At 51.6% G+C, this 20,487-nt stretch carries 26 protein-coding genes; 6 read left to right on the forward strand and 20 right to left on the reverse strand.

The window, feature by feature from the left end; all coding sequences use genetic code 11:
* A partial coding sequence (locus tag B5D32_RS12460; protein ID WP_143402758.1) for a hypothetical protein occupies nt 1–342 on the reverse strand: 342 nt, incomplete at its 3' end.
* Nucleotides 343–484: 142 nt separating this feature from the next.
* Here B5D32_RS12460 and B5D32_RS12465 point away from each other — a divergent pair.
* On the forward strand, nt 485–1,189 hold the full coding sequence (locus tag B5D32_RS12465; protein WP_078785329.1) for a hypothetical protein: 705 nt from the start codon (nt 485–487) through the stop codon (nt 1,187–1,189).
* A gap of 100 nt (nt 1,190–1,289) precedes the next feature.
* Here the strand turns inward: B5D32_RS12465 and B5D32_RS12470 are convergent, their stop codons facing one another.
* Complete coding sequence (locus B5D32_RS12470; RefSeq protein WP_078785330.1) at nt 1,290–2,318, reverse strand: M23 family metallopeptidase; 1,029 nt, start codon at nt 2,316–2,318, stop codon at nt 1,290–1,292.
* A gap of 113 nt (nt 2,319–2,431) precedes the next feature.
* Complete coding sequence (locus tag B5D32_RS12475) at nt 2,432–3,421, reverse strand: N-acetylmuramoyl-L-alanine amidase (protein ID WP_078785331.1); 990 nt, start codon at nt 3,419–3,421, stop codon at nt 2,432–2,434.
* 142 nt (nt 3,422–3,563) lie between these two features.
* On the opposite strand from B5D32_RS12475, the gene B5D32_RS12480 reads away from it, so the two are divergent.
* Nucleotides 3,564–4,022, forward strand: a complete 459-nt coding sequence (locus tag B5D32_RS12480) for a phage holin family protein (protein ID WP_078785332.1) — start codon at nt 3,564–3,566, stop codon at nt 4,020–4,022.
* Between the two features lie 135 nt (nt 4,023–4,157).
* Here B5D32_RS12480 and B5D32_RS15625 read toward each other — a convergent pair whose 3' ends face one another.
* Nucleotides 4,158–5,885 (reverse strand): M23 family metallopeptidase, encoded by a 1,728-nt coding sequence (locus tag B5D32_RS15625; RefSeq protein ID WP_242943468.1) that lies wholly within the window; start codon nt 5,883–5,885, stop codon nt 4,158–4,160.
* A gap of 321 nt (nt 5,886–6,206) precedes the next feature.
* Between B5D32_RS15625 and B5D32_RS12490 the strand changes: the two genes are divergently transcribed.
* Both B5D32_RS12490 and B5D32_RS12495 read left to right on the forward strand, forming a co-directional pair.
* Nucleotides 6,207–6,413 (forward strand): hypothetical protein, encoded by a 207-nt coding sequence (locus B5D32_RS12490; RefSeq protein WP_078785333.1) that lies wholly within the window; start codon nt 6,207–6,209, stop codon nt 6,411–6,413.
* 47 nt (nt 6,414–6,460) lie between these two features.
* Nucleotides 6,461–6,715: a CPCC family cysteine-rich protein gene (locus B5D32_RS12495; RefSeq protein WP_078785334.1), complete on the forward strand. Its 255-nt coding sequence runs from the start codon at nt 6,461–6,463 to the stop codon at nt 6,713–6,715.
* 69 nt (nt 6,716–6,784) lie between these two features.
* On the opposite strand, the gene B5D32_RS12500 is transcribed toward B5D32_RS12495, so the two are convergent.
* Together B5D32_RS12500 and B5D32_RS12505 are read right to left on the reverse strand one after the other, a co-directional pair.
* Nucleotides 6,785–9,121 carry a VirB4-like conjugal transfer ATPase, CD1110 family gene (locus tag B5D32_RS12500; RefSeq protein ID WP_338108548.1) on the reverse strand — a complete coding sequence of 779 codons (2,337 nt, stop codon included), beginning with the start codon at nt 9,119–9,121 and terminating at the stop codon, nt 6,785–6,787.
* Nucleotides 9,118–9,516, reverse strand: a complete 399-nt coding sequence (locus tag B5D32_RS12505) for a PrgI family protein (RefSeq protein WP_078785335.1) — start codon at nt 9,514–9,516, stop codon at nt 9,118–9,120. Before B5D32_RS12505 ends, B5D32_RS12500 begins: the two co-directional genes overlap by 4 nt.
* Before the next feature lie 82 nt (nt 9,517–9,598).
* On the opposite strand from B5D32_RS12505, the gene B5D32_RS12510 reads away from it, so the two are divergent.
* Together B5D32_RS12510 and B5D32_RS12515 are read left to right on the forward strand one after the other, a co-directional pair.
* Entirely contained in the window at nt 9,599–9,841 is a 243-nt protein-coding gene (locus B5D32_RS12510) for a type II toxin-antitoxin system Phd/YefM family antitoxin (RefSeq protein WP_078785336.1), read from the forward strand.
* Nucleotides 9,838–10,215 (forward strand): type II toxin-antitoxin system death-on-curing family toxin, encoded by a 378-nt coding sequence (locus tag B5D32_RS12515; RefSeq protein ID WP_078785337.1) that lies wholly within the window; start codon nt 9,838–9,840, stop codon nt 10,213–10,215. The genes B5D32_RS12510 and B5D32_RS12515 overlap by 4 nt, the downstream gene beginning before the upstream one ends.
* A gap of 37 nt (nt 10,216–10,252) precedes the next feature.
* Here B5D32_RS12515 and B5D32_RS12520 read toward each other — a convergent pair whose 3' ends face one another.
* From B5D32_RS12520 to B5D32_RS12585, 14 genes are all read right to left on the reverse strand, one after another.
* A complete protein-coding gene (locus B5D32_RS12520; protein WP_078785338.1) occupies nt 10,253–11,089 on the reverse strand; it encodes a VirB6/TrbL-like conjugal transfer protein, CD1112 family in 837 nt (278 codons plus the stop codon).
* A gap of 33 nt (nt 11,090–11,122) precedes the next feature.
* Nucleotides 11,123–11,392 (reverse strand): glutamyl-tRNA amidotransferase, encoded by a 270-nt coding sequence (locus B5D32_RS12525; protein WP_244141055.1) that lies wholly within the window; start codon nt 11,390–11,392, stop codon nt 11,123–11,125.
* 47 nt (nt 11,393–11,439) lie between these two features.
* Nucleotides 11,440–13,134 (reverse strand): VirD4-like conjugal transfer protein, CD1115 family, encoded by a 1,695-nt coding sequence (locus tag B5D32_RS12530; RefSeq protein ID WP_078785357.1) that lies wholly within the window; start codon nt 13,132–13,134, stop codon nt 11,440–11,442.
* A gap of 102 nt (nt 13,135–13,236) precedes the next feature.
* Nucleotides 13,237–14,028, reverse strand: coding sequence for a DUF4240 domain-containing protein (locus tag B5D32_RS12535; RefSeq protein ID WP_078785340.1), 792 nt, complete (start codon nt 14,026–14,028; stop codon nt 13,237–13,239).
* Between the two features lie 8 nt (nt 14,029–14,036).
* Complete coding sequence (locus tag B5D32_RS12540) at nt 14,037–14,342, reverse strand: hypothetical protein (RefSeq protein ID WP_078785341.1); 306 nt, start codon at nt 14,340–14,342, stop codon at nt 14,037–14,039.
* Between the two features lie 80 nt (nt 14,343–14,422).
* A complete protein-coding gene (locus B5D32_RS12545; protein WP_078785342.1) occupies nt 14,423–15,112 on the reverse strand; it encodes a PcfB family protein in 690 nt (229 codons plus the stop codon).
* Nucleotides 15,109–15,360 carry a DUF4314 domain-containing protein gene (locus B5D32_RS12550; protein ID WP_078785343.1) on the reverse strand — a complete coding sequence of 84 codons (252 nt, stop codon included), beginning with the start codon at nt 15,358–15,360 and terminating at the stop codon, nt 15,109–15,111. The genes B5D32_RS12545 and B5D32_RS12550 overlap by 4 nt, the downstream gene beginning before the upstream one ends.
* Nucleotides 15,361–15,380: 20 nt before the next feature.
* Nucleotides 15,381–16,697: a relaxase/mobilization nuclease domain-containing protein gene (locus B5D32_RS12555; protein WP_078785344.1), complete on the reverse strand. Its 1,317-nt coding sequence runs from the start codon at nt 16,695–16,697 to the stop codon at nt 15,381–15,383.
* A gap of 17 nt (nt 16,698–16,714) precedes the next feature.
* Nucleotides 16,715–17,041: a plasmid mobilization protein gene (locus B5D32_RS12560; RefSeq protein WP_418593079.1), complete on the reverse strand. Its 327-nt coding sequence runs from the start codon at nt 17,039–17,041 to the stop codon at nt 16,715–16,717.
* A 65-nt stretch (nt 17,042–17,106) separates the two neighbouring features.
* Entirely contained in the window at nt 17,107–17,445 is a 339-nt protein-coding gene (locus B5D32_RS12565) for a hypothetical protein (RefSeq protein WP_078785318.1), read from the reverse strand.
* A gap of 76 nt (nt 17,446–17,521) precedes the next feature.
* Entirely contained in the window at nt 17,522–18,271 is a 750-nt protein-coding gene (locus B5D32_RS12570) for a DNA-methyltransferase (RefSeq protein WP_338108550.1), read from the reverse strand.
* A gap of 63 nt (nt 18,272–18,334) precedes the next feature.
* Complete coding sequence (locus tag B5D32_RS12575; protein WP_078785346.1) at nt 18,335–18,919, reverse strand: hypothetical protein; 585 nt, start codon at nt 18,917–18,919, stop codon at nt 18,335–18,337.
* A complete protein-coding gene (locus B5D32_RS12580) occupies nt 18,916–19,626 on the reverse strand; it encodes a hypothetical protein (protein WP_078785359.1) in 711 nt (236 codons plus the stop codon). The genes B5D32_RS12575 and B5D32_RS12580 overlap by 4 nt, the downstream gene beginning before the upstream one ends.
* Nucleotides 19,626–20,450 (reverse strand): DUF6017 domain-containing protein, encoded by an 825-nt coding sequence (locus tag B5D32_RS12585; protein ID WP_078785347.1) that lies wholly within the window; start codon nt 20,448–20,450, stop codon nt 19,626–19,628. The genes B5D32_RS12580 and B5D32_RS12585 overlap by 1 nt, the downstream gene beginning before the upstream one ends.
* Nucleotides 20,451–20,487 lie beyond the last annotated feature (37 nt).

A 20,487-nucleotide genomic window follows, 5' to 3' on the forward strand; every position in this document is an offset into this window, starting at 1 on the left:
CTGTGCCAGTTTCAGACGATATACGCCACCGAAACTTACAGCCGGTTCCAGCGTAATAACGGTATCCTTGTCCGCAGCGGAGTTCAGGTGCCAAACGATACAATTGGTATTTTCGGTGTTGTAATTCAGGGCATACCAACCGCCACCGCGCTGAAGAACAATTCGCACCTGGTTATCACTGCCATAGCGTTCGAGTGCCCAACGCTGGTCGGGATTGTTCGTGCGGGCATACATGGTGACTTTTTCACCGTTGTTGACCACATTATTTTCGTGGTCACCATTCAGGTTTACGTACTTGCCGCCATTATAGATTTCATAGTAGTGATTGTACTGAAAAGCCATTTAATATTCTCCTATTCTTTTTTATTTGCTCCTCGTCAGGAACTTGTTTGAACGTTCATTAAGTAAAGAGCGTAGAAAGTACTTTTTGTAAACCAATATTTGGGAAAATCAAGATTGATATTCATGATTCAAGGAGATTAAGATGAAAAAATACTACGTTTTTTTATTTGGCATTATTTTCATTTTTATTTTTACTGGCTGTTCGTTCTTGTCTTTTAATTCTCCAATAAGTTATTCCGAATTTGATGTCGGTTCATCTTCTTCGGAGACGGATAACATAATACCACACGAGGAAGATTCCAGTTCTGATAATAATGATGTTTCTTCCGCCGAAAGCGCGCTTTCAGCAAATGAAGAAAAAGAACTTTTCCTGGATTATTGGAATGACACGCACTTCGGCAATATAGTCAATGTGCCCGATGATGGTGATTCGTTCCAACAATATGATTTTTGGTTGATCTCTTCGCTTTATTTACAGAAAAAATTTCCGGACAAAAAAGAATTTGACACAAATGGTAATGAATGCTATCCTACCGACTACTATTCCAATCTTTTACATTCTATGTTCGGTGATTCAATCGATTATAGTAACTATCTTCCAAAATCAGAAAACGGATTGACTCAAATTTGTGACGCATATGACTATGGGTATCTTTATGCTGAATTAGATTCAGATAGTATTTCGTTAGATGGTCAAACACTTTATTGCAATGCAAAAATGATATGGAAAGAACCTGGATACGTGGATGATTTAGGTGTTTTGAATTACACTTTTGCTATTCATCCAGAGAACCAATATAGTCGGTATTTACTTCTTTCTTTGAATGATTCCTCTATCACAAAGTGATTTTTTTGGAGTATATTAAAAAGAGACGTTTTGCTTAACCTCACCGGAGTTCAGCAAAACGTCTCTTTTCGCTATTGATTTTGTTGTGCAGTGTTATTCATTAGAGGCTATACTCAGGGAATGCATATACCGGGTTGAAATCCGGTAAGAACTTAATTTGAATCCAGCCTGTCTGGCCCGGTGCCAAAGAGCTCCCGTTGCCAACACTGATGCTAAAATGCAAATGATTTGCGCTAGAAACACCAGTTGTTCCAATGGTGCCAATGATCTGTCCTTTCTTAACAGTATCACCGGGGCGTACAGTCGGGTTTTCTGCCATATGCATATAAATAGATCTTGCGTATGCACCAGAACGATTGTCAGAATGACCATTAAATGGATTCACGTGATTGATTGCGATGCAGTTGCCCATGGATTCCATTGTGTTATCGTGACTAGTAGTGCCCGGCTTCCAACTGCCAGAGGAATTTTGTGTATATGCAACGATACCATCTGCAATTGCATATACATTATGATCCTGGGCAATATCACGAATATCCATTGCGGGGTGAGAATACGAATACGTTCTGCTATATTTCCGAGAAACGGTCGGATAAACATAGTCACCGTACGGGCCTACACCACCGCCACTATTGGTAGAATCGCCACCACTGGAACCACCGCTGGACTGTGATGCACAAAGCTGCCACACCTGGTTATCGGCGTTAGATGCCGTTTCCCAAGTCAGCCCTGCATTGTTCGCGTTAGATGCCGGAGTCAGATAAAGATTGTGCTTGATTAGTTTGATGCGATACAGGCTATTGGCAGCATCAACAGTTAGCAAATCAATCAGCGCGTCATCGAAATTGTTATACACAGGGAAGAAATCGCAAACGCTGCCTGCTTTACTACCATAGATGTTCAAGCCAAACATCTTCGTCTCATCTTTAAAATCCGTCGAAAGAGCCGAAATCAGCTGACACCCACCATCGACTTTGTGAACTTGAAGTCGCTGATCCGCAGCCCCCGTTGCCGTATAAAGCGTGGCTTTCTGATGGCTAGAGATAGCACCCTCACCATAGCGATTCAACCAATAATTGCTTTTGCCTCGATACGGGCGAAAATAGTAAAATCTTTCAAAAGTATACATGCTTTGTCACTCCTTTGATTGATTGGCATTCGCACCTCGTCAGGCGCTTTTTTGAACGTTCACTAAATAAAGAGCTTATGCAGAAGGTTTTGTAAACCAAGAACCGAAAACAATTAAAATCCATTAATGGCATTGGCCTTATCAACAAGTTCCTGAAGTTTGTTGGAAAGGTAGGGGCCGGGGCAGGCAGTAGCGGCATACATGCTGTGCCACGTCAAGTTTTCCCCTTTAACTAATTTGCCCAGACTGTTGCGGCGGGCGATATCTGCAACCAGCGTTACAAGAGTATTGAACGTCGTATCCGATACGGGCCAATCTGGAGCACCAGCGCTGTTAGAGGTTTCAATCGTTACTGCGCGGCAGTTTGCCTCCCAGTTACCGTTCGTCCAGGCCACATCATTCTCGTGGACATACTGGCCGATGCTGGTTTCAGAAACACCGTAGTGGGAAGACCCCTTTCGTCCTTCACGCTGCCACAGTGCGCCCAGCGCGTCAATGGTCAAAATGCTTGCGCAATGGTGAATTGTGATTTCAGAAATAGTCCCACCCTGTGCTTTGCGGTCTTTCGTGTAATTTCCTTCGTAAGCCGGAATAAATTTGGTTACCAGCTTCGAATCGGGAACATTAGAGACTTCTCCGCTATCACTGCCATCACTGCCGGTGCCAGGTTTCAAAATGGTGAACATCTGTTCTTCTTCGCCCGTATAGGCACTCCATTTTAGGGCAGTGCCAACAGCCGTCAGGTAAATGCTGCGGTCCCGCAGCATAAGATAATAAGTATTGGGGCGATTTTCTACCTCAACGGTAGTAATAACCGTGTCAGTATCATCCGCGGTATTCAGGTGCCAAACGATGCAATTGGTGTTTCGCGTATTATAGTTCAACGCGTACCAGCCTTCGCCCCGCTGCAAAACAATGCGGACATTGCCATTGCCTCCGAAATTTTCCAACGCCCAACGCTGATCAGGGTTGTTCGTGCGGTTGAAAAGGTTAACCGTTTCACCGTTTTTTACGGTACCATCCTCGTGATTGCCCAGGACGTTCACGTATTTACCCGTAGCTACGTTCTGAATCTCGTAGTAATGGTTAAATTCGTATGCCATTTTTATTCTCCTTTTTTCATCTTTTTGAGTGGCCACTCAAAAAGTAAAGAGAGCAAATACTGTAAAATGTAAATCGCGTTTACATTTTGCGGTATTTACTCTCTTTGAATAGTAAATGAGCAAAAGGAGAATCTATTGAGGTATGCAAACAGATTCTGTTGAAAAGGCTGCCGGTGTTGGTGCCATTGGCTTATGGGCTGCAATGCACGGCTGGCTTGGTTGGCTTGTTGTCTTGTATGCTGCCTGTATGATGCTGGATTGTCTGACCGGCACAGCACAAGCCATTAAAAATGGCGAATGGAGTTCCCATAAAGCCAGGCAAGGGTTGTGGCATAAAGGCGGAAGCATCATTATGGTTTTTGTCAGTGTCTTGACCGACATTTTGCTTGGATTAACGCTGAATCACATTTCAGGACTTACCCTTCCTTTTAATTATGACATGCTGCTTACGCCAATCGTCCTGTTTTGGTACATTGTATCCGAATTGGGGAGTATTCTGGAAAACGCAGAAAAGATGGGAGCATCGATTCCACCATTACTAAAAAACGCTATTGAGAAAATGCGTGACAGCGATAATGATAAACATAATACTTCCATATAAAATTCATATCATGAAGATGTTACAGACGTTGATTTTAAATGGGCGTAAACAAAAAATAGCCGCCCATCGGTCAGTGCGGACGGCTATTTTGCTTATTAGTGGATTCACTATTTCATCGATGTTTTTCTTTACAATTTACGTTCCGAAATAACTCATTGCGTCTGCCCTGCTTCCGTTTACATGTACCTCCAAGTGCAGATGGCTGCCTGTGGCTCGCCCAGTGTGGCCGACATAGCCGATAACCTGTCCGGTCTGCACCTGCTGCCCTGTTGTAACGCAGATACTTGAACAATGTGCATATAGTGTTTCCAGCCCGTCGCCATGGTCAATTTGGATGTAGTAACCGTAGCTGCCGCCCCAGCTATCAAGACCGTTGGCACCGGTGACGATGCCGTCTGCGGCGGCGAGGATCGGTGTTCCCTCGGCACAGGCAATGTCGGTGCCGGTGTGGGAGCTTACCTCGCCGGTGATGGGGTCCACGCGGTGACCAAATTGAGAAGTAATCGTACCCGCGACAGGCAGCGGCCATTGCAGGGTGCCTGTCGGGATGCGGGTGCTGTCCGGGTTCATAAGTTCTCCACCGCCCTGTGCAAAACCGCCGAGCAATTCTGCCCACAGTTCCTCATACTGCGGGTCTTGTAAAAGTTGCAGATAGGTGTTCTGACGGGTGGTGAAATGATAATCTGCCGCCATCTCGTCGGGTGTTTTGTGGGTCAGTTCGATTACAAGGACAGTTTCGGTGATTTCTGTGGTAGTCGGGTTGCCGTCCTCATCGGTAGTGTCTATGGTAGTCGTCTCCGGGTGGGTGGAATAGTCCACTGCGTTCATTGCCCACATAGTTTCCCGCAGTTTATCCACCTGTTCCTCTGTCAGTGCCGCAACGGGTGCGCCTTGTTCATTTCCCGAAACATACGAAGAAAAGACCGCCAGGACATCTTGCCAACGAATGTAGTACATGTCATCGTTGGCTGTAATGTCTTGGCGGTCATGCTGTACGGTGTCGGAGATTTCTTCCAGCCTGTCGCGGTATTCTACTGTCAGTGTTTCTACTGCCTGTTGTACGGTAATTGTGTCGGCGTTGGGGGCATTGGCGGCAAAAAAGATGCCATAGGCCGAGCCGGACACAAAGGCCACAAGGCTGATGACAATAATAATGCTGAGTGCCACGCTAATCCCTGCAGCAATGGCCGCGACAAGACTGTGCAGGCTGACAAGAAAATGCCGTATTGCCGAGCGTACCGCCACAGCCGTCTTGCAGGTGCTGCTGGCGGCTTTCTGGATAGCAAGCTGCACTTGACGGGTACGGGTCTGCATTTGTGTTTGGGTTGTTATGCTCCGCACAGTTTCATTTGCGACGGTTCGCAGTTGGCGCTGACCTTGGGTCACACCACGAATATCTCGTGGCGCGGTCTTGGCGGTGACGGCTTTTTCTTTTGCCCGCTGTCGGGGCAAATCTGCCCCACAACGCGGACGTTGCTCTGCATCGGGCAGCGTGCCGCGCTCGGTCTGTTTCGGGCTGACATTGTGCTCACCAGCGGTGTGGGTGCGGGTTGTTTCGGTTTGTTCTGCGGCGCGGCGTTCGCGGTACTTTTCTATCTGCTTGAGGGCAAGCTTGCGGCCTTGCTCTACGGTGAAATCGGTGTTTTGCTTGATGGCAGAATAGGATGTATCTGTCAGCATCGCCGCAGTGTCTTGGGCTGTGGTATAGTTGCCTTCCCCCTGCGTAGAGATGCTTTCCCGCAGCTTGGTTCGGCTTTTCTCCTTGGCTTCTGTCCACGCCTTTTTCAGCGCAGCTTTCGGGATTTTCCCTGCAGCATTGCTTCTCGGCACACGCTTGGTTGGTTTTTCTTTTATCTCTTTCATGGCATCACCCCTGTCATAATTTCTTCAAAAGAAGTTTCAAAATCGTTCAAACGGCTTTTAAATTCTGCACACAAGTCTCCACTATAATAAGTCTCGTAATCAAAACAATCGTGGGAAACATCCCGCACCTACACACTGCGCCTTAGACCATGCCAGAGCAATCGCTCGGTCAAGGCCAGACAACAAATTGGGCTAAAGGGCCATTACATATAAAAAAGCAATGCTGTATCTTCCGATTCTGGACGATACAGCATTTTCTTTGCATTTATGAAAGAATGTCGCTATAATAGGACTATATCTTTAAAACGCGAGGTTTCTCCCATGAATTTATATATCAGTGCCGCCGAGTATGACTACCACACCCTGCTGAAAGTGGCCGAGATGGCAGGGCTTGCGGGAATCATTGGTTTTCATGAGGCCGGGGACGGCTATCTGGTGACCTTCCCGCAGGGGGAAAATGTTCAGGCTCTGATAGATGACTATAAGGGACGGCTGCGGGATTTGGAAAACAATATTTGGCAGCATTAAAATAGGTCTATAAATTTGAAAAATGAAAGGGGCGAACAAACTCCGTAATGAAAAAATATCCATGTCCTTGTTGTGGATTTCTTACCTACAATGTCCCGGCAGATGAAGATTGTGGGTATATTTGTCCCGTTTGCTTTTGGGAGAATGACCCGTTCATCACTTCTGATAACGAGCCAAGCGACTCCAATCATGGAATAACACTAAAAGAAGCAAAATCCAATTTCTTGCAATTCGGTGCTTGTGTAAAAGAAATGCTACGCTATGTTCGACCACCGAGAGATGACGAAAAGGAAATATCATAGCGTCGAATTCAAGTTTGTAGCACCCCTTCGGACCGCTGCGGCGGTCCTCTATTTTTGTATTGCATGGCTTTACTCCCTTTTCTCAGACGGGTTGGTCGACATCAGTTTATAGAGCTTTGTATCCTTCGGGAAGGAATTGGTGAATGGAACAATATTGCCCGCGCAGCGAATCAGCCCGCAGCCTGCGGGGACATTGGTGACATAGCCAAGCTGGTTGTCGGAGATGTTCAACAGTTTCGCCAGTTCCGCGCGGTCTGTGGCGCTCTGGTTCAGCATTACCAGAAACTCCGAGTTGGCCAGCATCAGACGGGCGGTATCGGAGCGCAGCAGTTCGTCCACATTCTGCGTCAGCCCGGTCACAAGTCCGTTGTACTTGCGGATGCGCTTCCACAGCTTGTAGAAAAAATTCGCGCTGTACTCATAGCGGAACAAAATGTAAAACTCATCGCAGAAAATCCACGTTCTGCGGCCTTTCTTCCAATTCTGAATGACGCGGTTATAAATGGCATCCAGCGTCACCAGCATCCCCAGCGGCATAAGCTGCTCGCCCAGTTCGCGGATATCGTAGGCGATGATCCGCGCCTGTGTGTCCACATTGGTGTGCCGGGCAAAGGTGTTCAGTGTGCCGGTAATGAACAACTCGGACGAAAGCGCCAGCCCCTGTGCTTCGGGTTCGGGCTGCATCTGAAGCAGACGGTAAAAGTCCTGCAGTGTAGGCGGTGTGCCTTGGTAGCCGTTGCGGATGTAGGGCAGGTACACCTGCTCGGTGCAGCGACCGAGGATGGACTTTTCTTTCGCGGTCACCATGCCATCACCGATGAGCTGCTCGAACAGCGACAGCACAAACTCCGACTTGCTGACGATGGGATTGCGCTCATCACCGTAGGCGCGGTCCATGTCCAGCGCGTTGATGTGGGTATCGGACGTAGCCGAAATGCGGATGACCTCGCCGCCGAGGGCTTCGGTCAGATAGCCGAACTCACTTTCCGGGTCGAGGATGAGGATGTCATCCTCGGTGGAGAGTGCGATCTGCACGATTTCTTCCTTGGCGCTCATGCTCTTGCCGGAGCCGGACACGCCCAAACGGAAACTGTTGCCGTTCAGCAGCAAGCGGCGATCTGCCACGATCATATTTTTGCTGACGGCGTTCTGCCCGTAGTACAGACCGTTCGGCTGCATGATTTCCTGTGCGCGGAACGGAATCAGCACGGCGGTGCTTTCGGTGGTAAGGGTTCGCAGGGCTTGGATTTTCCGCAGTCCATACGGCAGCACCGTGTCCAGACCGTCCTTCTGCTGCCAGCGCAGCGTGGAAAGCTGACATAGGTGCTTACGCGCCGTGGAGTAGAGCGTTTCGGTGTCGCTGTCGAGCTGCTCTTTGCTGTCAGCCAGATGCACGAGTGTCACAAGGCCGAACATCATGCGCTGGTCGCGAGTCGTCAGGTCGTCGAGCATCTCCTTGGTTTCCTTGCGCTGCAACTCCATATCGTATGGAATCGTGGCAGTAAAATTGTTGTTGGCGTTCTGGCGGCGCTGCCAGTTGGCGACATTCGTTTCCACGCCCAGCAACGTACTTTGCAGCTGGCGGGCAGCTTCGTCCGTAGGCACCGGCAGGATGTCGATGGACAGCATCAAATCGCGGTCAAGGTCGCAGAGTTCCGACACAAAGCTGTCCTTGATGTAGCTCGCGTAGTCCTGCAAGTACAGCACCCTGCCATACCGGGCATCCAGCTTAAAATGGTCGGCGGCAAATTCCATGCTGTCGGGGCAGAACCAATCTTTGAAATGCTGGCCGCGTTTGGCGTGTTCGTGGATATTGAACTCCGCCGCAGCCTGTTCCCCTGCTTTGAAAAAGTCGCGGAAAATATGCAGGCGCTCGTTCAGCGTCAGTTCGGTTGCCACCGAGGAAAGCTGTGCAAGGTGCGTCACCAGATCCGTGCCAACGCGGGCAAAGTAGCTGCGGGCTTCGTCTGCATTGCGTTTTACCACGCTCACGGTCAAGTAGCGTTCCCGCACAATGCTGTTGCTGGTGCCGGTCACTTGGGCGGTCAGCATCTGGTTGAACTCATGGCGGTATTCGTCCAGACCATCATCCTTGTCGGGCAGCAGGACGCTGCGCTCGAACTCGGCCTTATTGATGCGGCGGTTGTAAATCGTGATTTTGGCCGATGCGCCGGAGTCGAGAGCATTCAGCAGTTCCGAGTAATCAAGGAACATACTGGTTTTGTCCTCTTTGCCGGCGATAGCATAGTTGATGTCGGTAAACGACCACGTCTTGGAATACTGGTTGCCGACTTGGAAAATCCCATCCGCAAAGATGCGGCGGATGGGAATGGCATCCTGCACACTGCGCGGAATACGGAACTTTTCGCGTTCCATCTTCTGCGCTTTCGACAGGGTTTTAATCAAGCGGTTTCCTCGCTGTCATGGGTGTTTTTCTTCATAGGCAAACCTCTCTTTCGTTTCATGCCCGCACGGATGGCGGGCCGCATGGCTTCGTAGTAGTAACTGTCGGACTTGAACACAAGGCGTTTCGGGCATAGGATTTCAGATTTGAACCACGCCCAAAGCACCTGTTCGGCGGTCATGCCGTGGTATGTAAAGAACCCGCAGGCGGCAAACGGCGCAGCACCTAAAATGCACATCCAACCGATTTCCTCGGTGCCGACATACGGCTGCAAGGCAAAGTAGATGCCTACTGCCACGCCGACCGCCAGCACCGAGCAAATAAACTGCCTGGTGTTCAGCCCGAAAAAGATATTTTCGTGGTAGTCGCGGACTTCTTTCGGTATTTTGATTTCTATACTGCATTCCTTCCTTCTTTAATAAATAGGTTGAATTTATCCTATAATTCGTGTATACTATACTCAAAGGAGGCGTTGAATTATGGTTATTAACACAGACAATCTTGTATCCATCACGGAGGCCAACCAGAATTTTTCCCGTGTAGCACGGATGGTTGATGAGAACGGCGCGGCGGTCATCTTAAAGAATAATGTCCCGCGTTATGTCCTTATGGAGTTCAGCCAAGTCGAGGACGAGCAACAGGCTAAAGACGAGGATATTCTCGAAATCTCCAAGCGCCTGATTGCCAAAAACAAGCAAGCCTATGAGGTGCTTGCCAAATGAAAACGCTGAGCAAGGAGCAGGTGTTAAAACTGCACAATACCCTGCTGGAAGCATTTGGTGGTACTGCCGGTGTCCGTGACGATGGATTATTGGAATCTGCTTTGAATGCGCCTTTTGCCACATTCGGCGGGCAGTATCTATATCCATCCGTGCAGGCAAAGGCGGCACAGCTTGGATTTGGCTTAGTCTGCAATCACCCATTCGTGGATGGCAACAAGCGCATCGGCGCCCACGTTATGCTGGTTTTTCTGGCAATTAACGGAATTGAACTTGACTACACGCAGGAAGAACTGATTGACATTATTTTGCAAATTGCAAGCGGTCGTGCAAAGGCAGCGGATTTGCTGGAATGGATTCTCTATCATCAGGCATAATATTTGCGGCGCACCATAATGGTGCGTCGCTTTTGCTTTACAACCCCATAATTTCTTTCACGATGCGGTCACAGCCCTTAATGGCTCCCACCAGCACCAGCAGGTTAAACGCCAGTTCCCCAACATAGGTCCAGACAGCCGTCACCACAGATGCACCGGTATCCACGGCGGGCGGGCTGGACGAGATGGCGGAAAAAATAATGCAGGACAAGGCAATCACCACGCCCTGCAAACAGACCCCTGCATAACTGCGGATGAAGTTTTTGCCGACGCTGCTGGTAGGCTCACCCGCAAAGGTAGCCAGCGGAATCGGTGCAATGGCGGCATACATCCACAGGCTGAACATTCTGCCGTAGACCGTGAGAATCATGGTAAAAGATAAAACCGTAATCAGCAGCCCGCCGATCAGCGTGACCGCCCACAGCGGAATACTATCCCAAAAGCCCACGTTGTTGATGGCGTCGATCAACTCCTGTGGCAGCGATACGCTGCTCATGCCGGAGCTGCCCGATTGGGTGATGATGGTGGACACCATGCCCTGCACGATGGAGAAAACCGCCAGCATCAATTCCAGCCCATACGTTACCGCGCCCTTGGCCAGCGCAAAGCGGATGAACAGTTTGAGGGCGTGTTCGGGCTTTTTGACTTCCACAAAGCTGCCGCAGGTTTTCATGACGCCCACGGCAAAAAACAGCACGAGCAGCCCATAGCCGATTGCCTGCAAAGCGCCGTGAATGCCGGTCATCACGCCCCAGACCTGCCCGCCCTTGAAGGTTTGCGGGCTTTCGGTCAGCAGCGACCAAATCTCCGCCAACTTGTCGTTCCATGTGGAGAGTGCGGCGTTTAAGTTGCTGACGATCCAAGACTCACCCACAGGGCATCACCACCTTTCCTCTTGGTGCTGCCCTCACGCGGTAATGAGGTCGAGGATTTCTTTGGCGAACGTGATAACCAGCCCACCGGCCAGCGTCAGAAAACCTTGACTGCGCTGGCTGGGGTCGTGGCTCTGCAAGGACAGGCCGACCTGCACGATGCCCCACCCCAGCAGGATAAGGCCCACCGCGCGGATCAGCGAAAAGATGAATGTGGAGAGGTTCTCCACGACCACCAGCGGGTCATCTGCGGCAAAGGCGGGCAGGGCAAAAACAATGCCGCACACCATGACGGCGTACAGCATAAACAGGCTGCGAGAAATTTTTACGGATTTTTTGTTGTTATTCAGCTTCATTTGGGCCTCCTAATTCTTTGTATGGTTGGCTTCATTTCTGCGGCTTCGGCGGGCAGAAAATCGTCCATATCCAGCAGTTCGTAATTGTCGGGTGCGCCGGGCAGATCGTCCCGCGCATTGTCGGCGGCTGTGTAGTCGTAAGGGGCTGCGCCGCCGTCCTCGGTGCAGCGGATGTTGGGATGCTTGAGCAGGTTATATTTGTAGTCCACCACCGGGCGCTCCCCTCGGATGAACAGGATGCATTTGCTGTTGTCCAGCAGCCGCACCTCGTCCGGGGTCATAAGATCGCGCCCGGATTGCTGGTGGTTGATGCTGTAACTGCCGCTGCGTCCCTTGCTTTGGTTATAGCTGGTGGTGGAGATGGTTTCCTTGCCCAGCAGTTCCGAAACATACTTGTGGGTTTCTTTCTCGGTGCCGCCGAGATAGAGAAACTCGTCGCACAGACCGACCAGCGATTCCCAATCGTCCTTGTACATGGCTTTGAGCTGCGCCATGTTCTGCACGATGATGGAACAGAAAATTGCGCGGGAACGCATGGTGGCCAACGCCGACAAAAAGGTATCTTTTGGCAAGGAAATATTGGCGTACTCGTCCATAAGGCAATGCACAGGCACAGGCAAACGACCTTTGTGTATGCGGTCGGCTTGGCGATACAGCGTTTGGATGAGTTGTGTGTAAATCATGCCGACCAGATAATTGAGCGACTTATCCGAGTCCGGGATGCAGCAGAACAGCGCAATTTTGCGCTCGCCCAATTCCTGCAAATGCAGCTCGTCCGTCATCGTCAGCTTGGCAATGGACGGCAGATTGAACGCGGCAAGGCGCACACCCACGCTGACCAAAATGGACTTGGCGGTCTTGCCAGCCGCTTGTTTGAAAATGCGGTACTGCTTACAAGCGATGCTGTCGGGTTCACGCATTTCCAAGCGCTCGAACAAGATGTCCAGCGGGGATTGGTAGTTGTCATCGTCCTCGTGGACTTCGGCGGCGGCTATCATCTCCATCACCATCGGGAAGTTTTGTTCTTCGGGCGGGGCCTCGTGCAGCAGGTACAACATAAGGGCTTGGAGCAGCGCAGTTTCGGACTTTTCCCAGAAGGGGTCGCTGCTTTTTGAATGTGATGGTGTGGTGTTTTGAATCAGATTTTCAATCAAGGTCAGCACTTCACGGTCATCATGCACATACACAAACGGGTTGTAACAGAACGATGCAGCGGGATTTATGAGGTCGAACACGATAACCTCATAGCCCTTTTCTTTTAACAAATTGCCGGTCTTACGCAAAATTTCGGCCTTTGGATCTGTAATTACCATAGAGCAGGCACATTCCAGTACATTCGGCACACCGTAGGTGCGCGTTTTGCCTGCACCGGAGCCGCCGACGATGAGGATATTGGTGTTGTGCTTGTGCTTATAGCCGTCGATTCCAATGTAGAAATGCTGCGTCAGCAGCAGATTCGGTCCGCGCTTATCCATGTAGAACTTATTCAGCCGGAACACATCGCCCCAAGCCGCCGAGCCATGCTCCGCACCGGGGCGGGTGTTCTTCTGATCCGACACAGCCACGATAAGCACTACCGCGTAAATCACCGTAAACACAAGCAAAAAGCGCGGGCTGTCTTGACTCCACGCCAACGCAAACGGCTCTGCCAGTGCGCTGTTCAGCGCATCCAGCAGAGCCGTTATTTTCATGCCCGGCTGCCAGCGGCAAGCCACCGCCAGCGCCGCCCACCAGACAATAGGCAACGGCAGCAGCCAAACCCACCAAGGATTCTTTCTTCCCGGCGTGGTAGGCTACCTTTCTTCGCCGCGATAGGGCGGGCGCTTTGTACGCTCAACATCCCATGCCTGACGCTTTCTCCACAACTTCGGCAAAACTACGGAAAAGTCCTGCGGCATACGTTCCGCCTTGATTTGCGGCAGATTTGCAAACAAATCGCTTTGCAGCGTTTTCCATGCAACTTTGTCGGGCATGTTTTGGGCATAGAATTTGTTGTAGCTGTATGCCAAGTCACTGACTTCAATGTAATGCTTAACTTCCGTCCGCAGCATTTGCCGTTCCCATTCGGTTTCCTGCGCACGGTGGGGCGCAAGCTGCTCCTGCATGATTGCCCGATTCAAATCGTCAGGCAATTTCAGCAGGGTTGGATACCTTCTGTGCAGTTCAGCGGCGATACCTGCTTTCTCAAAATAGGCGCGCAGCTTCTGCCCCGCGTAGGCATACCACGCCACATTCCCGCATCCCATCCACTCAGTATCTCGGAACGGAATGTTGAGTGCCGCAAGGTTATCGGGATCAATCAGCGCCTGCCGATAAGCATCGTACCCCTGCATAATCAGCCAGTTACGGAAATCGGTAAATCTGTCATCCGAACTGCCGTCATTGATGACGCAGGCCGCCGCGGCCATTTTGGGAAAGTTGGCTTTATTGCGATAACTTTGCCATGCGCAATCAAAGCCGAGCAGTTCATCCTGCGGCAATTTGATGAGTTCCGTGTAAAGGAACTGGTTCACGGACGCTTCATCCTGCATATCCGCTTGGGCGCGGACTCGGTCAATGATAGACCAGAATTTTTCCCATGTCATAGCCAGATTCACCAGATAAACAGCGGCGTGTGGGCGTGGAGCAGCCGCGCGAGGGCATCATCCACGGCATCAGTGTAGCCGCCCTCAGCCAAGCGCCGGGTGCGCAGTTGGTTGAGGGCTGCTTTTGCCAGCCGATACTCTGCCGCTGACATCGTCAGCTTACCTCCTGCGGGCAAATCGTTCACCCGCAGGATTAGCCGCCCCGTTTCTTCGGCGCTGCCGCCGCGGGCGCGTTGACCGTAGTAGACATCGCCCAGCGCCCGGAGCAGGATGCTTTTGTTGGCACGGTCAAGTTTCACTTTGCGTTCTGTCATTGTTTTTGCACCTCCTATCGCCAACATACCATAAGCATGGTCAAATAGCTATCCGTCATTTGAAAACAAACAGAAAACATTTACCGCACCTTTTCTTTGCGCCGGATTTTTACCGGCATCTTCGGCATACGGTCTTTCGGCGGCTCGACCTTGCGGCGCAGGTAGGCGGTAATATTCTGCAGTTCCATGCGAACGCTGGGGCGCTCACCCTTGGCTCGAAGCTGATCGGCGCGCGGCGACGGCGAGTTTGCAAAAGATTTGCTGCTGTCGGAGAAAGGCTCGGACGGACTGGCGTTCTCCGAGCCCAGAGGAAAATCCACGGCGGGCGTGTCCTCGTGGTTGGGGGCTGCATTTTCCAAATTCTGCTGCACGGCATCGACCAGTTCTGCCGTACCGATGTCCACGACATCCAACTGTAATTTTTCAATGATACGGTTGGCCTTGGACGCATCGTCCTGCAAAATGGCGATTTCAATGTGGTCGGGGTCCATCTTGTCGCGGATGGGGCAAAACAGCAGACCATGCGCTTTGGCAGCACGGGCAAAATCATGCATACGGTCTTTGTCTACCGTGAAAAATTTCAGCGGTTTCTGTTCTTTCAGCAGCCGGATGAGGTGCGTTTTGCCGTGGGTCTTTTTGCTGTCATGCAGCACCGCCTGTGCGAAAATAAAGAAGTTTTTCGCAGCGGTGCCGGAGATGCGCAGGGCAAACTCCGCACCCTCCAGCGAGTAGCGGACGACCTGATCCGCAGGTTCGGAGCCGTAATTCATCTGGCGTCACCGTCCTTTTCTTTGGGCACGGGCAAGCGGCTGAACGAATCCACGCCGGGGATGAGGGCAAGGCTGCGCCCGCAATCCCAATTCATGTGGATTTGTCCGGCATCGTCGATACATTCCACCGTGCCCATAGAACCGGGCGGCACGGGAAACTCATCTTCCATGCAGCCAAGTTGCAGCCGCGTACCGGGCGGATACTTGCGGCGAAGGTGTTCGATGTAGTCTTTGTTGGGATATTTCATAGGCATCCTTCCTTTCAAGATTATAGTGTCAAATCAATGTTAGGGCGGCGGTCACGCTCGTGTTCCTGTTCGCGCTGTTGCTGTTCAGCGCGGTCACGGCGGGCTTCGGTGAGGTGTTGCTGCACTTCTAGGGAGTGTTCTGCGATTTTGCGGCAGAGACGTTCTTCTTGGCGAAGCTGCTTTAGGGCTGTGTTGACTTGCTGGATGCGTAGGCTGTCCGGGTTTGTTTTATACAGCGATTTTCTTTCTGCAGTGAGCTGGACAATTACACCCAGCTTGGCTTGTCGGTAGGTTTCCAGCTGTGCCAGCGTGTCAATGTTGTTCTTAGATAAAAACTCCATCTGCCGGATGCGCTGGTCTAACTTGTAGGCATCCTGCCGAACAGCATAACTTGGACGGCTCGGCTTGCGGGGGAGTGCGCCCAACTCGTACAAGTAGCGGTAGTAGAGCGCCCGCAGTCCGGTCAGCTTGCGGCGGGGCTTGCCGCTGCGCAGACGGCCATGTTGGATTGTTGGTGGATTTTCAACATAAGGGCGGTAGCTTCGTGGATACAGGATGCGCGTCTGAATCGCTTCGGGGATATACCTCTTGCCCAGCGTTTTGAATCGAACAAAGCGCTCTTTTCCGGGTGGACGCAAAACGGGATACTTGCGCCCCATGCGGACATCATACCCTTTGCGTTCCAGCACGGAAAGAAACTGCCGCCACGTAAGGCTCTGCTGAATGGCATCGTCCACATCCTGCCGAATAGCTGTGCGCCATGTGGGCTGGTTGTTTTTCTCAGCCCTCCACTTTTCATATTGCCGCTTTCCTCGCAGCGATTCCGGTGTTTCAATGATGGAAAGCCCATACTTTTGGCAGAGCGCGTCTGAAAGGGCGCGTACCTCAGTGTAATAGCTTTTGCTGTTGCTGTGGTACTTTTTCCCATCCTCCAAGCTGACGGCGCTCCATACAATGTGGTTGTGGTAATGCTTAGTGTTCAAATGCGTTGTCACAATTGCTTGGTATTTCCCATGCAGTAGCTGCTCAGCAAACTCGACACCGATCTGGTGAGCCAGTTCTGGAGTCACCTCCCCTTCTGCAAAACTCTGGACAAGATGGTATCCCTGCACACCGGTTTCTTTGTGCCAGCGAAGCGTATTCAATCGCATATCTTCAAAGGCGCTGGTGGTTGTGCAGCCCAGTCCCGTTTCAAAACAGGCTGATTCGGTTTTATCCCGGTTTGCCGCATAGTCCACAGCTTCTTCCAGAGATTTCGGTGTTGTTTTTTCTTTGTTCTGTACATAGTCCACTGTGCGATCAAGGCGGCGCACAGGGATCACGGATGTGTAGGCCATTTTTCATAGTGACTCCTTTACCAGTTTTCTTTTACTTCCCGCCAGACCTCTTGGGTTAGCCGGGTCATTTCATCCACACTCCCCTGCCCTGCTGTTCCGGTACTGTTGGCACGGTGGGCAAGCTGATTTGCATTGTTGCACAGCCCTGCCACCTTGCGGAGCAGATCGGCATGGTGCGTGCAGGGGCGCGGATGGATTTCTTTGCCTACAATGAGCGTGCGCAGGTATTCCTCTCGGTTCAGACTGCTGGCCGCAACCTGCCGATTCAAGAATGATAATTCATTCTCATCGACATGGAATGAGACAACAAATCTGCGTTTACGCACGGCAGGGGTTTGGGGCATCCCCAAAATGTGCGTCTGGTCGACCAGACGCTATGCTAGCAAAACACGACACCCCGCAAAACGGTTCACGACACAAGGTCATCTCCCTCCGAAACGGCTTTCTTCAAACCGTCCAAGGTCGTCACAATGCGGTTATACTTCTGTGCCAAACCGATCTGTGCGTTGGTGGTAGCGTCCTGATTGCGGCTGCAGACCACCAGCATCGGGCAGCGCAACAGCTTATCCCGCACAATGGCGGTGTACTCGCTGCGTTCCACGGCATCTTCCAGCACCAAATACTGGCTGTCCTGCAATTTGGGGCATACCGGCAGGTAGCCCAGCAGGTAGACTTCACGGCAATAATTGCGGAGATGTTTGGAGGTCGCGCCCTCGCTGGCGCAGATAAAAGCCCAAGGTCGTTTCATTTTCGTGTTTCCTTTCTGAATTTCGGGAGTGAATCAGATTTGATTCACTTTTCGGTATCTCTTGCAAAATAGTGAATCAGTTCTGATTCACTTCGGATTCAAGGGCAGTTTTCAGCCGTTCAGTGCTGCGCTGGAAGTAGGCGTCCGACATTTCAATGCCGACAGCCTCATAGTCTTCCTGCACAGCGGCCAGCACGGTGGTGCCTGCCCCGGCAAAGGGGTCAAGGATGCGCCCGCCCGGCTCGCAGATCTGCACCACATCCCGCATGAGCTGCAAGGGCTTTTCGGTGACATGGATGCGGTTCTGCGGGTTCGGGTATCGGAACACGCCCGGCAGACACCCAACATTTCTCTCAAGCGGCATTTTGCCGTTCGACCCCCACACAATGTACTCGGACTGCTGACGAAAGCGTCCTTTCTGCGGGCGGCTGGCGACTTTATCCCACACGGCTACACCGCGCCAGGTCCAGCCCGCCCACTGCAAAGCCAGCGTCATGGCGGGCAGCTGCCGCCAATCGATGAACAGGCAGACGGGCGCGCCGGGCTTGGCAATGCGGCGGGTATCCTGCAGCCATGCCGCCGTCCAGAACATCCAACTCAGCTGATCCATCTGGTCAGAATCGAAGTCGGGCAGCGCCTTTTCTTTGCTCATGCTGCTGTACTTTTCGCTGGTGCTGCGGTTTTTGGTAGTCTGGCTACTGCCGCCGCTGGCATAGGGCGGGTCGGTGATGATGGCATCGAAGCTGTTCGGTTCAAACTGGCGGAGAATTTGCAGGGAATCCCCGTGCAGGATCGACCAGCGGTCACCGCCGCAGTGTTCGGGCATCCGGAAATCAGGGTTGAGAATGTTGAGCGTTTCGGGAGTGTTCGTCAAAGGCATCCTTCTTTCTTATCGTTCAAAATCATGGGTACGGGGTTCTTTCGGGGGCCGGGTCCGGCTTGCCGTCTGCACAGAAACACGGTCATCTTCGAGTACAAAGCAGTCCTGCGTCCTGTTGTCGAGCTTAGTGCCGGGCAGGACAACGGCATTGCCGCGGCAGACTACATTGCCGGAGATTTCGCCATAGATGCGGGTGCTGCCGTCAATGATCGGTGCGCACAAGGTTTGCTCATCCTGCCGAATCACGGCATAACCGCAGACACAGCTTTTTCCCATAATGGCCCCGCCGCAGACGATGGCATCATCCTGCACAGTCGCATCCCCTGTCACGGTGGCGTTCTTTCCGACATAGGCGCAGCCCTTTGCAACGGCGTGATCTGTAAGAACTGCATCCCCGCAGACAACTGCATTTTCACAGGCGATGGCATCCTCCGAAATCCATGCACGCCCCTCTTGGTCGAGGTTATCGCAGCTTTCCACATAGCCGCCGAGCATCCCAGCAAGGACATCCTCGGTCAAGTCTGTCACCGCGCGAATGCGGTGCAGGTTCGGGTTGTCGGGATGGGCGATGTCGGTGATTTCGTATTTCTTCATCTGGCATCACCCCGGTCACGCTTGGGCGTAGGGCTGGGCGACAGTTCGGTTTCCACATACTCGGAAACGATGCTGAGTGCTTTCTGGTAGCTGTCGCAGGACATAACGCGGTCACGCATTTCTTTGGCTTTGTCACCTTGCCCGCTGCTTTTCAGCAGCCGGGATGCGCGACCCATGATGGCGAAAATATTGCCGTCCTGCCCAATCAGCTGCATCTTGGGGCGCAGAGAATTCTTTCCCGGTTTCGGGATTTTCTCAAAAGATGGTGTCATCTTGAATCCATCTTCCTGCCAGAAATGAACAGCCAACGTGCCGTCATCCACACGAATATCCCGCTGCTCAAAGCCCTCGCCCCAGCCGTCGCTGTACTGACCGGAAATGTAGTCGCAGAGAGCCGCCTGCTCACCCTCGTTCAAGGGTTCCCGCAATTCCACGTTCATGCACCCGCATAGTTTGTTGCCGCAAATTTCCACAGACGGCACTGCACTTACCACTTTGCGGCGGACGAAATCGTCCTCGTGGTAATACTGCATCAGGTCGCCGTTGAAATCTGCAATGTCCTTTTTCACAGCCTCATTAACAGCGTCGGCATATTGCAGCAGGTCATGACCGTTCAGCTGGCAACCCTCGTATTCGTTGTAAGATTCGTCCTCCCAATCAGGTTCATTCGGGAAAAATTCCGCAGTCAGCGGAGAATAAAATTTCATCAGCAAATTGCATCACCTCGGTTTCTGCCGTACAGATCATGGTTGATCTGCGCGGCGTAGTAGTTTTCCATCGTCAGCGGCGCATTGTACAGCGCCGCCAGTAAGTACTGCTTGATGTTTCGGATCTCGGTGGTGTTCTGCCGCATCCTGTCCAAAACATACTGGATATGTTCGGCGTTCAGCTTCAAAAACTGCGATTTCACCACCTCTGTCGGGAAGTCGTTTTGCGCAATGCGAATCGTTTTTCGCCTTGCACAGACGGTGTCCAGCATCAGGTGTACAAGTTCATCCAACCGTGCCCTGTCTGTCGGATTGCGCGCCGCAAGCAGCGCATACTCGATGTTGTCAAGAATCAGGTTGCGGTACTGCGTGCGGATAAGGTCTGATTCGTATTTACTATTTTCGTTATTTGTTTCTTTAGTATTTAATTGTGTGGGATTTTCCTGTGCAGGATTTTCCTGCGCGGGTTTTTCCTGCACAGGCTTTTCCCGTTCAGGTTTAGCCTGTACGGGATTTTCCGGTTCTGGTTTCTGCGGTTGCTCAAACACCGTGTACTCCATACTGCGCACCTGCCCGCTTTGGTCACGGACACGGCGGCGGATGATGTACCCGGCGTTTTCCAGTTCCCGAACCGTTGCCCGAATCCCGTCCACACCCTCTTTGCAGATGGATGCCAGCCCGCGCGTGGTATAATCCCAGCTATCCGGCAGGGACAGCATCAAAGATAAAAGCCCCTTCGCCTTGAGCGAAAGAGCCTTGTCATTCAGGTGATAGTTGGACATAATGGTATAATTTTGCGTCTTTTGTACACGGAACACAGCCATAACGATTTACCTCCTGTTTATGCCCTATAAGTGGGCG

The organism is Gemmiger formicilis (assembly GCF_900167555.1).
GTDB lineage: Bacteria > Bacillota > Clostridia > Oscillospirales > Ruminococcaceae > Gemmiger > Gemmiger formicilis.

Excerpts from the sequence above, each read along its gene's own strand:
- B5D32_RS12480 (WP_078785332.1), top strand. The coding sequence starts at position 3,564 with ATGCAAACAGATTCTGTTGAAAAGGCTGCCGGTGTTGGTGCCATTGGC.
- B5D32_RS12495 (WP_078785334.1), top strand. The coding sequence starts at position 6,461 with ATGAAAAAATATCCATGTCCTTGTTGTGGATTTCTTACCTACAATGTC.
- B5D32_RS12530 (WP_078785357.1), bottom strand. The coding sequence starts at position 13,134 with ATGAAAATAACGGCTCTGCTGGATGCGCTGAACAGCGCACTGGCAGAG.
- B5D32_RS12475 (WP_078785331.1), bottom strand. The coding sequence starts at position 3,421 with ATGGCATACGAATTTAACCATTACTACGAGATTCAGAACGTAGCTACG.
- B5D32_RS12525 (WP_244141055.1), bottom strand. The coding sequence starts at position 11,392 with ATGCTGTACGCCGTCATGGTGTGCGGCATTGTTTTTGCCCTGCCCGCC.
- B5D32_RS12575 (WP_078785346.1), bottom strand. The coding sequence starts at position 18,919 with ATGAAGAAATACGAAATCACCGACATCGCCCATCCCGACAACCCGAAC.
- B5D32_RS12515 (WP_078785337.1), top strand. The coding sequence starts at position 9,838 with ATGAAAACGCTGAGCAAGGAGCAGGTGTTAAAACTGCACAATACCCTG.
- B5D32_RS12535 (WP_078785340.1), bottom strand. The coding sequence starts at position 14,028 with ATGACATGGGAAAAATTCTGGTCTATCATTGACCGAGTCCGCGCCCAA.
- B5D32_RS12550 (WP_078785343.1), bottom strand. The coding sequence starts at position 15,360 with ATGAAATATCCCAACAAAGACTACATCGAACACCTTCGCCGCAAGTAT.
- B5D32_RS12545 (WP_078785342.1), bottom strand. The coding sequence starts at position 15,112 with ATGAATTACGGCTCCGAACCTGCGGATCAGGTCGTCCGCTACTCGCTG.
- B5D32_RS12490 (WP_078785333.1), top strand. The coding sequence starts at position 6,207 with ATGAATTTATATATCAGTGCCGCCGAGTATGACTACCACACCCTGCTG.
- B5D32_RS12560 (WP_418593079.1), bottom strand. The coding sequence starts at position 17,041 with ATGCCCCAAACCCCTGCCGTGCGTAAACGCAGATTTGTTGTCTCATTC.
- B5D32_RS12540 (WP_078785341.1), bottom strand. The coding sequence starts at position 14,342 with ATGACAGAACGCAAAGTGAAACTTGACCGTGCCAACAAAAGCATCCTG.
- B5D32_RS12565 (WP_078785318.1), bottom strand. The coding sequence starts at position 17,445 with ATGAAACGACCTTGGGCTTTTATCTGCGCCAGCGAGGGCGCGACCTCC.
- B5D32_RS12470 (WP_078785330.1), bottom strand. The coding sequence starts at position 2,318 with ATGTATACTTTTGAAAGATTTTACTATTTTCGCCCGTATCGAGGCAAA.
- B5D32_RS12580 (WP_078785359.1), bottom strand. The coding sequence starts at position 19,626 with ATGAAATTTTATTCTCCGCTGACTGCGGAATTTTTCCCGAATGAACCT.
- B5D32_RS12585 (WP_078785347.1), bottom strand. The coding sequence starts at position 20,450 with ATGGCTGTGTTCCGTGTACAAAAGACGCAAAATTATACCATTATGTCC.
- B5D32_RS12465 (WP_078785329.1), top strand. The coding sequence starts at position 485 with ATGAAAAAATACTACGTTTTTTTATTTGGCATTATTTTCATTTTTATT.
- B5D32_RS12570 (WP_338108550.1), bottom strand. The coding sequence starts at position 18,271 with ATGCCCGAACACTGCGGCGGTGACCGCTGGTCGATCCTGCACGGGGAT.
- B5D32_RS12510 (WP_078785336.1), top strand. The coding sequence starts at position 9,599 with ATGGTTATTAACACAGACAATCTTGTATCCATCACGGAGGCCAACCAG.
- B5D32_RS12555 (WP_078785344.1), bottom strand. The coding sequence starts at position 16,697 with ATGGCCTACACATCCGTGATCCCTGTGCGCCGCCTTGATCGCACAGTG.
- B5D32_RS15625 (WP_242943468.1), bottom strand. The coding sequence starts at position 5,885 with ATGAAAGAGATAAAAGAAAAACCAACCAAGCGTGTGCCGAGAAGCAAT.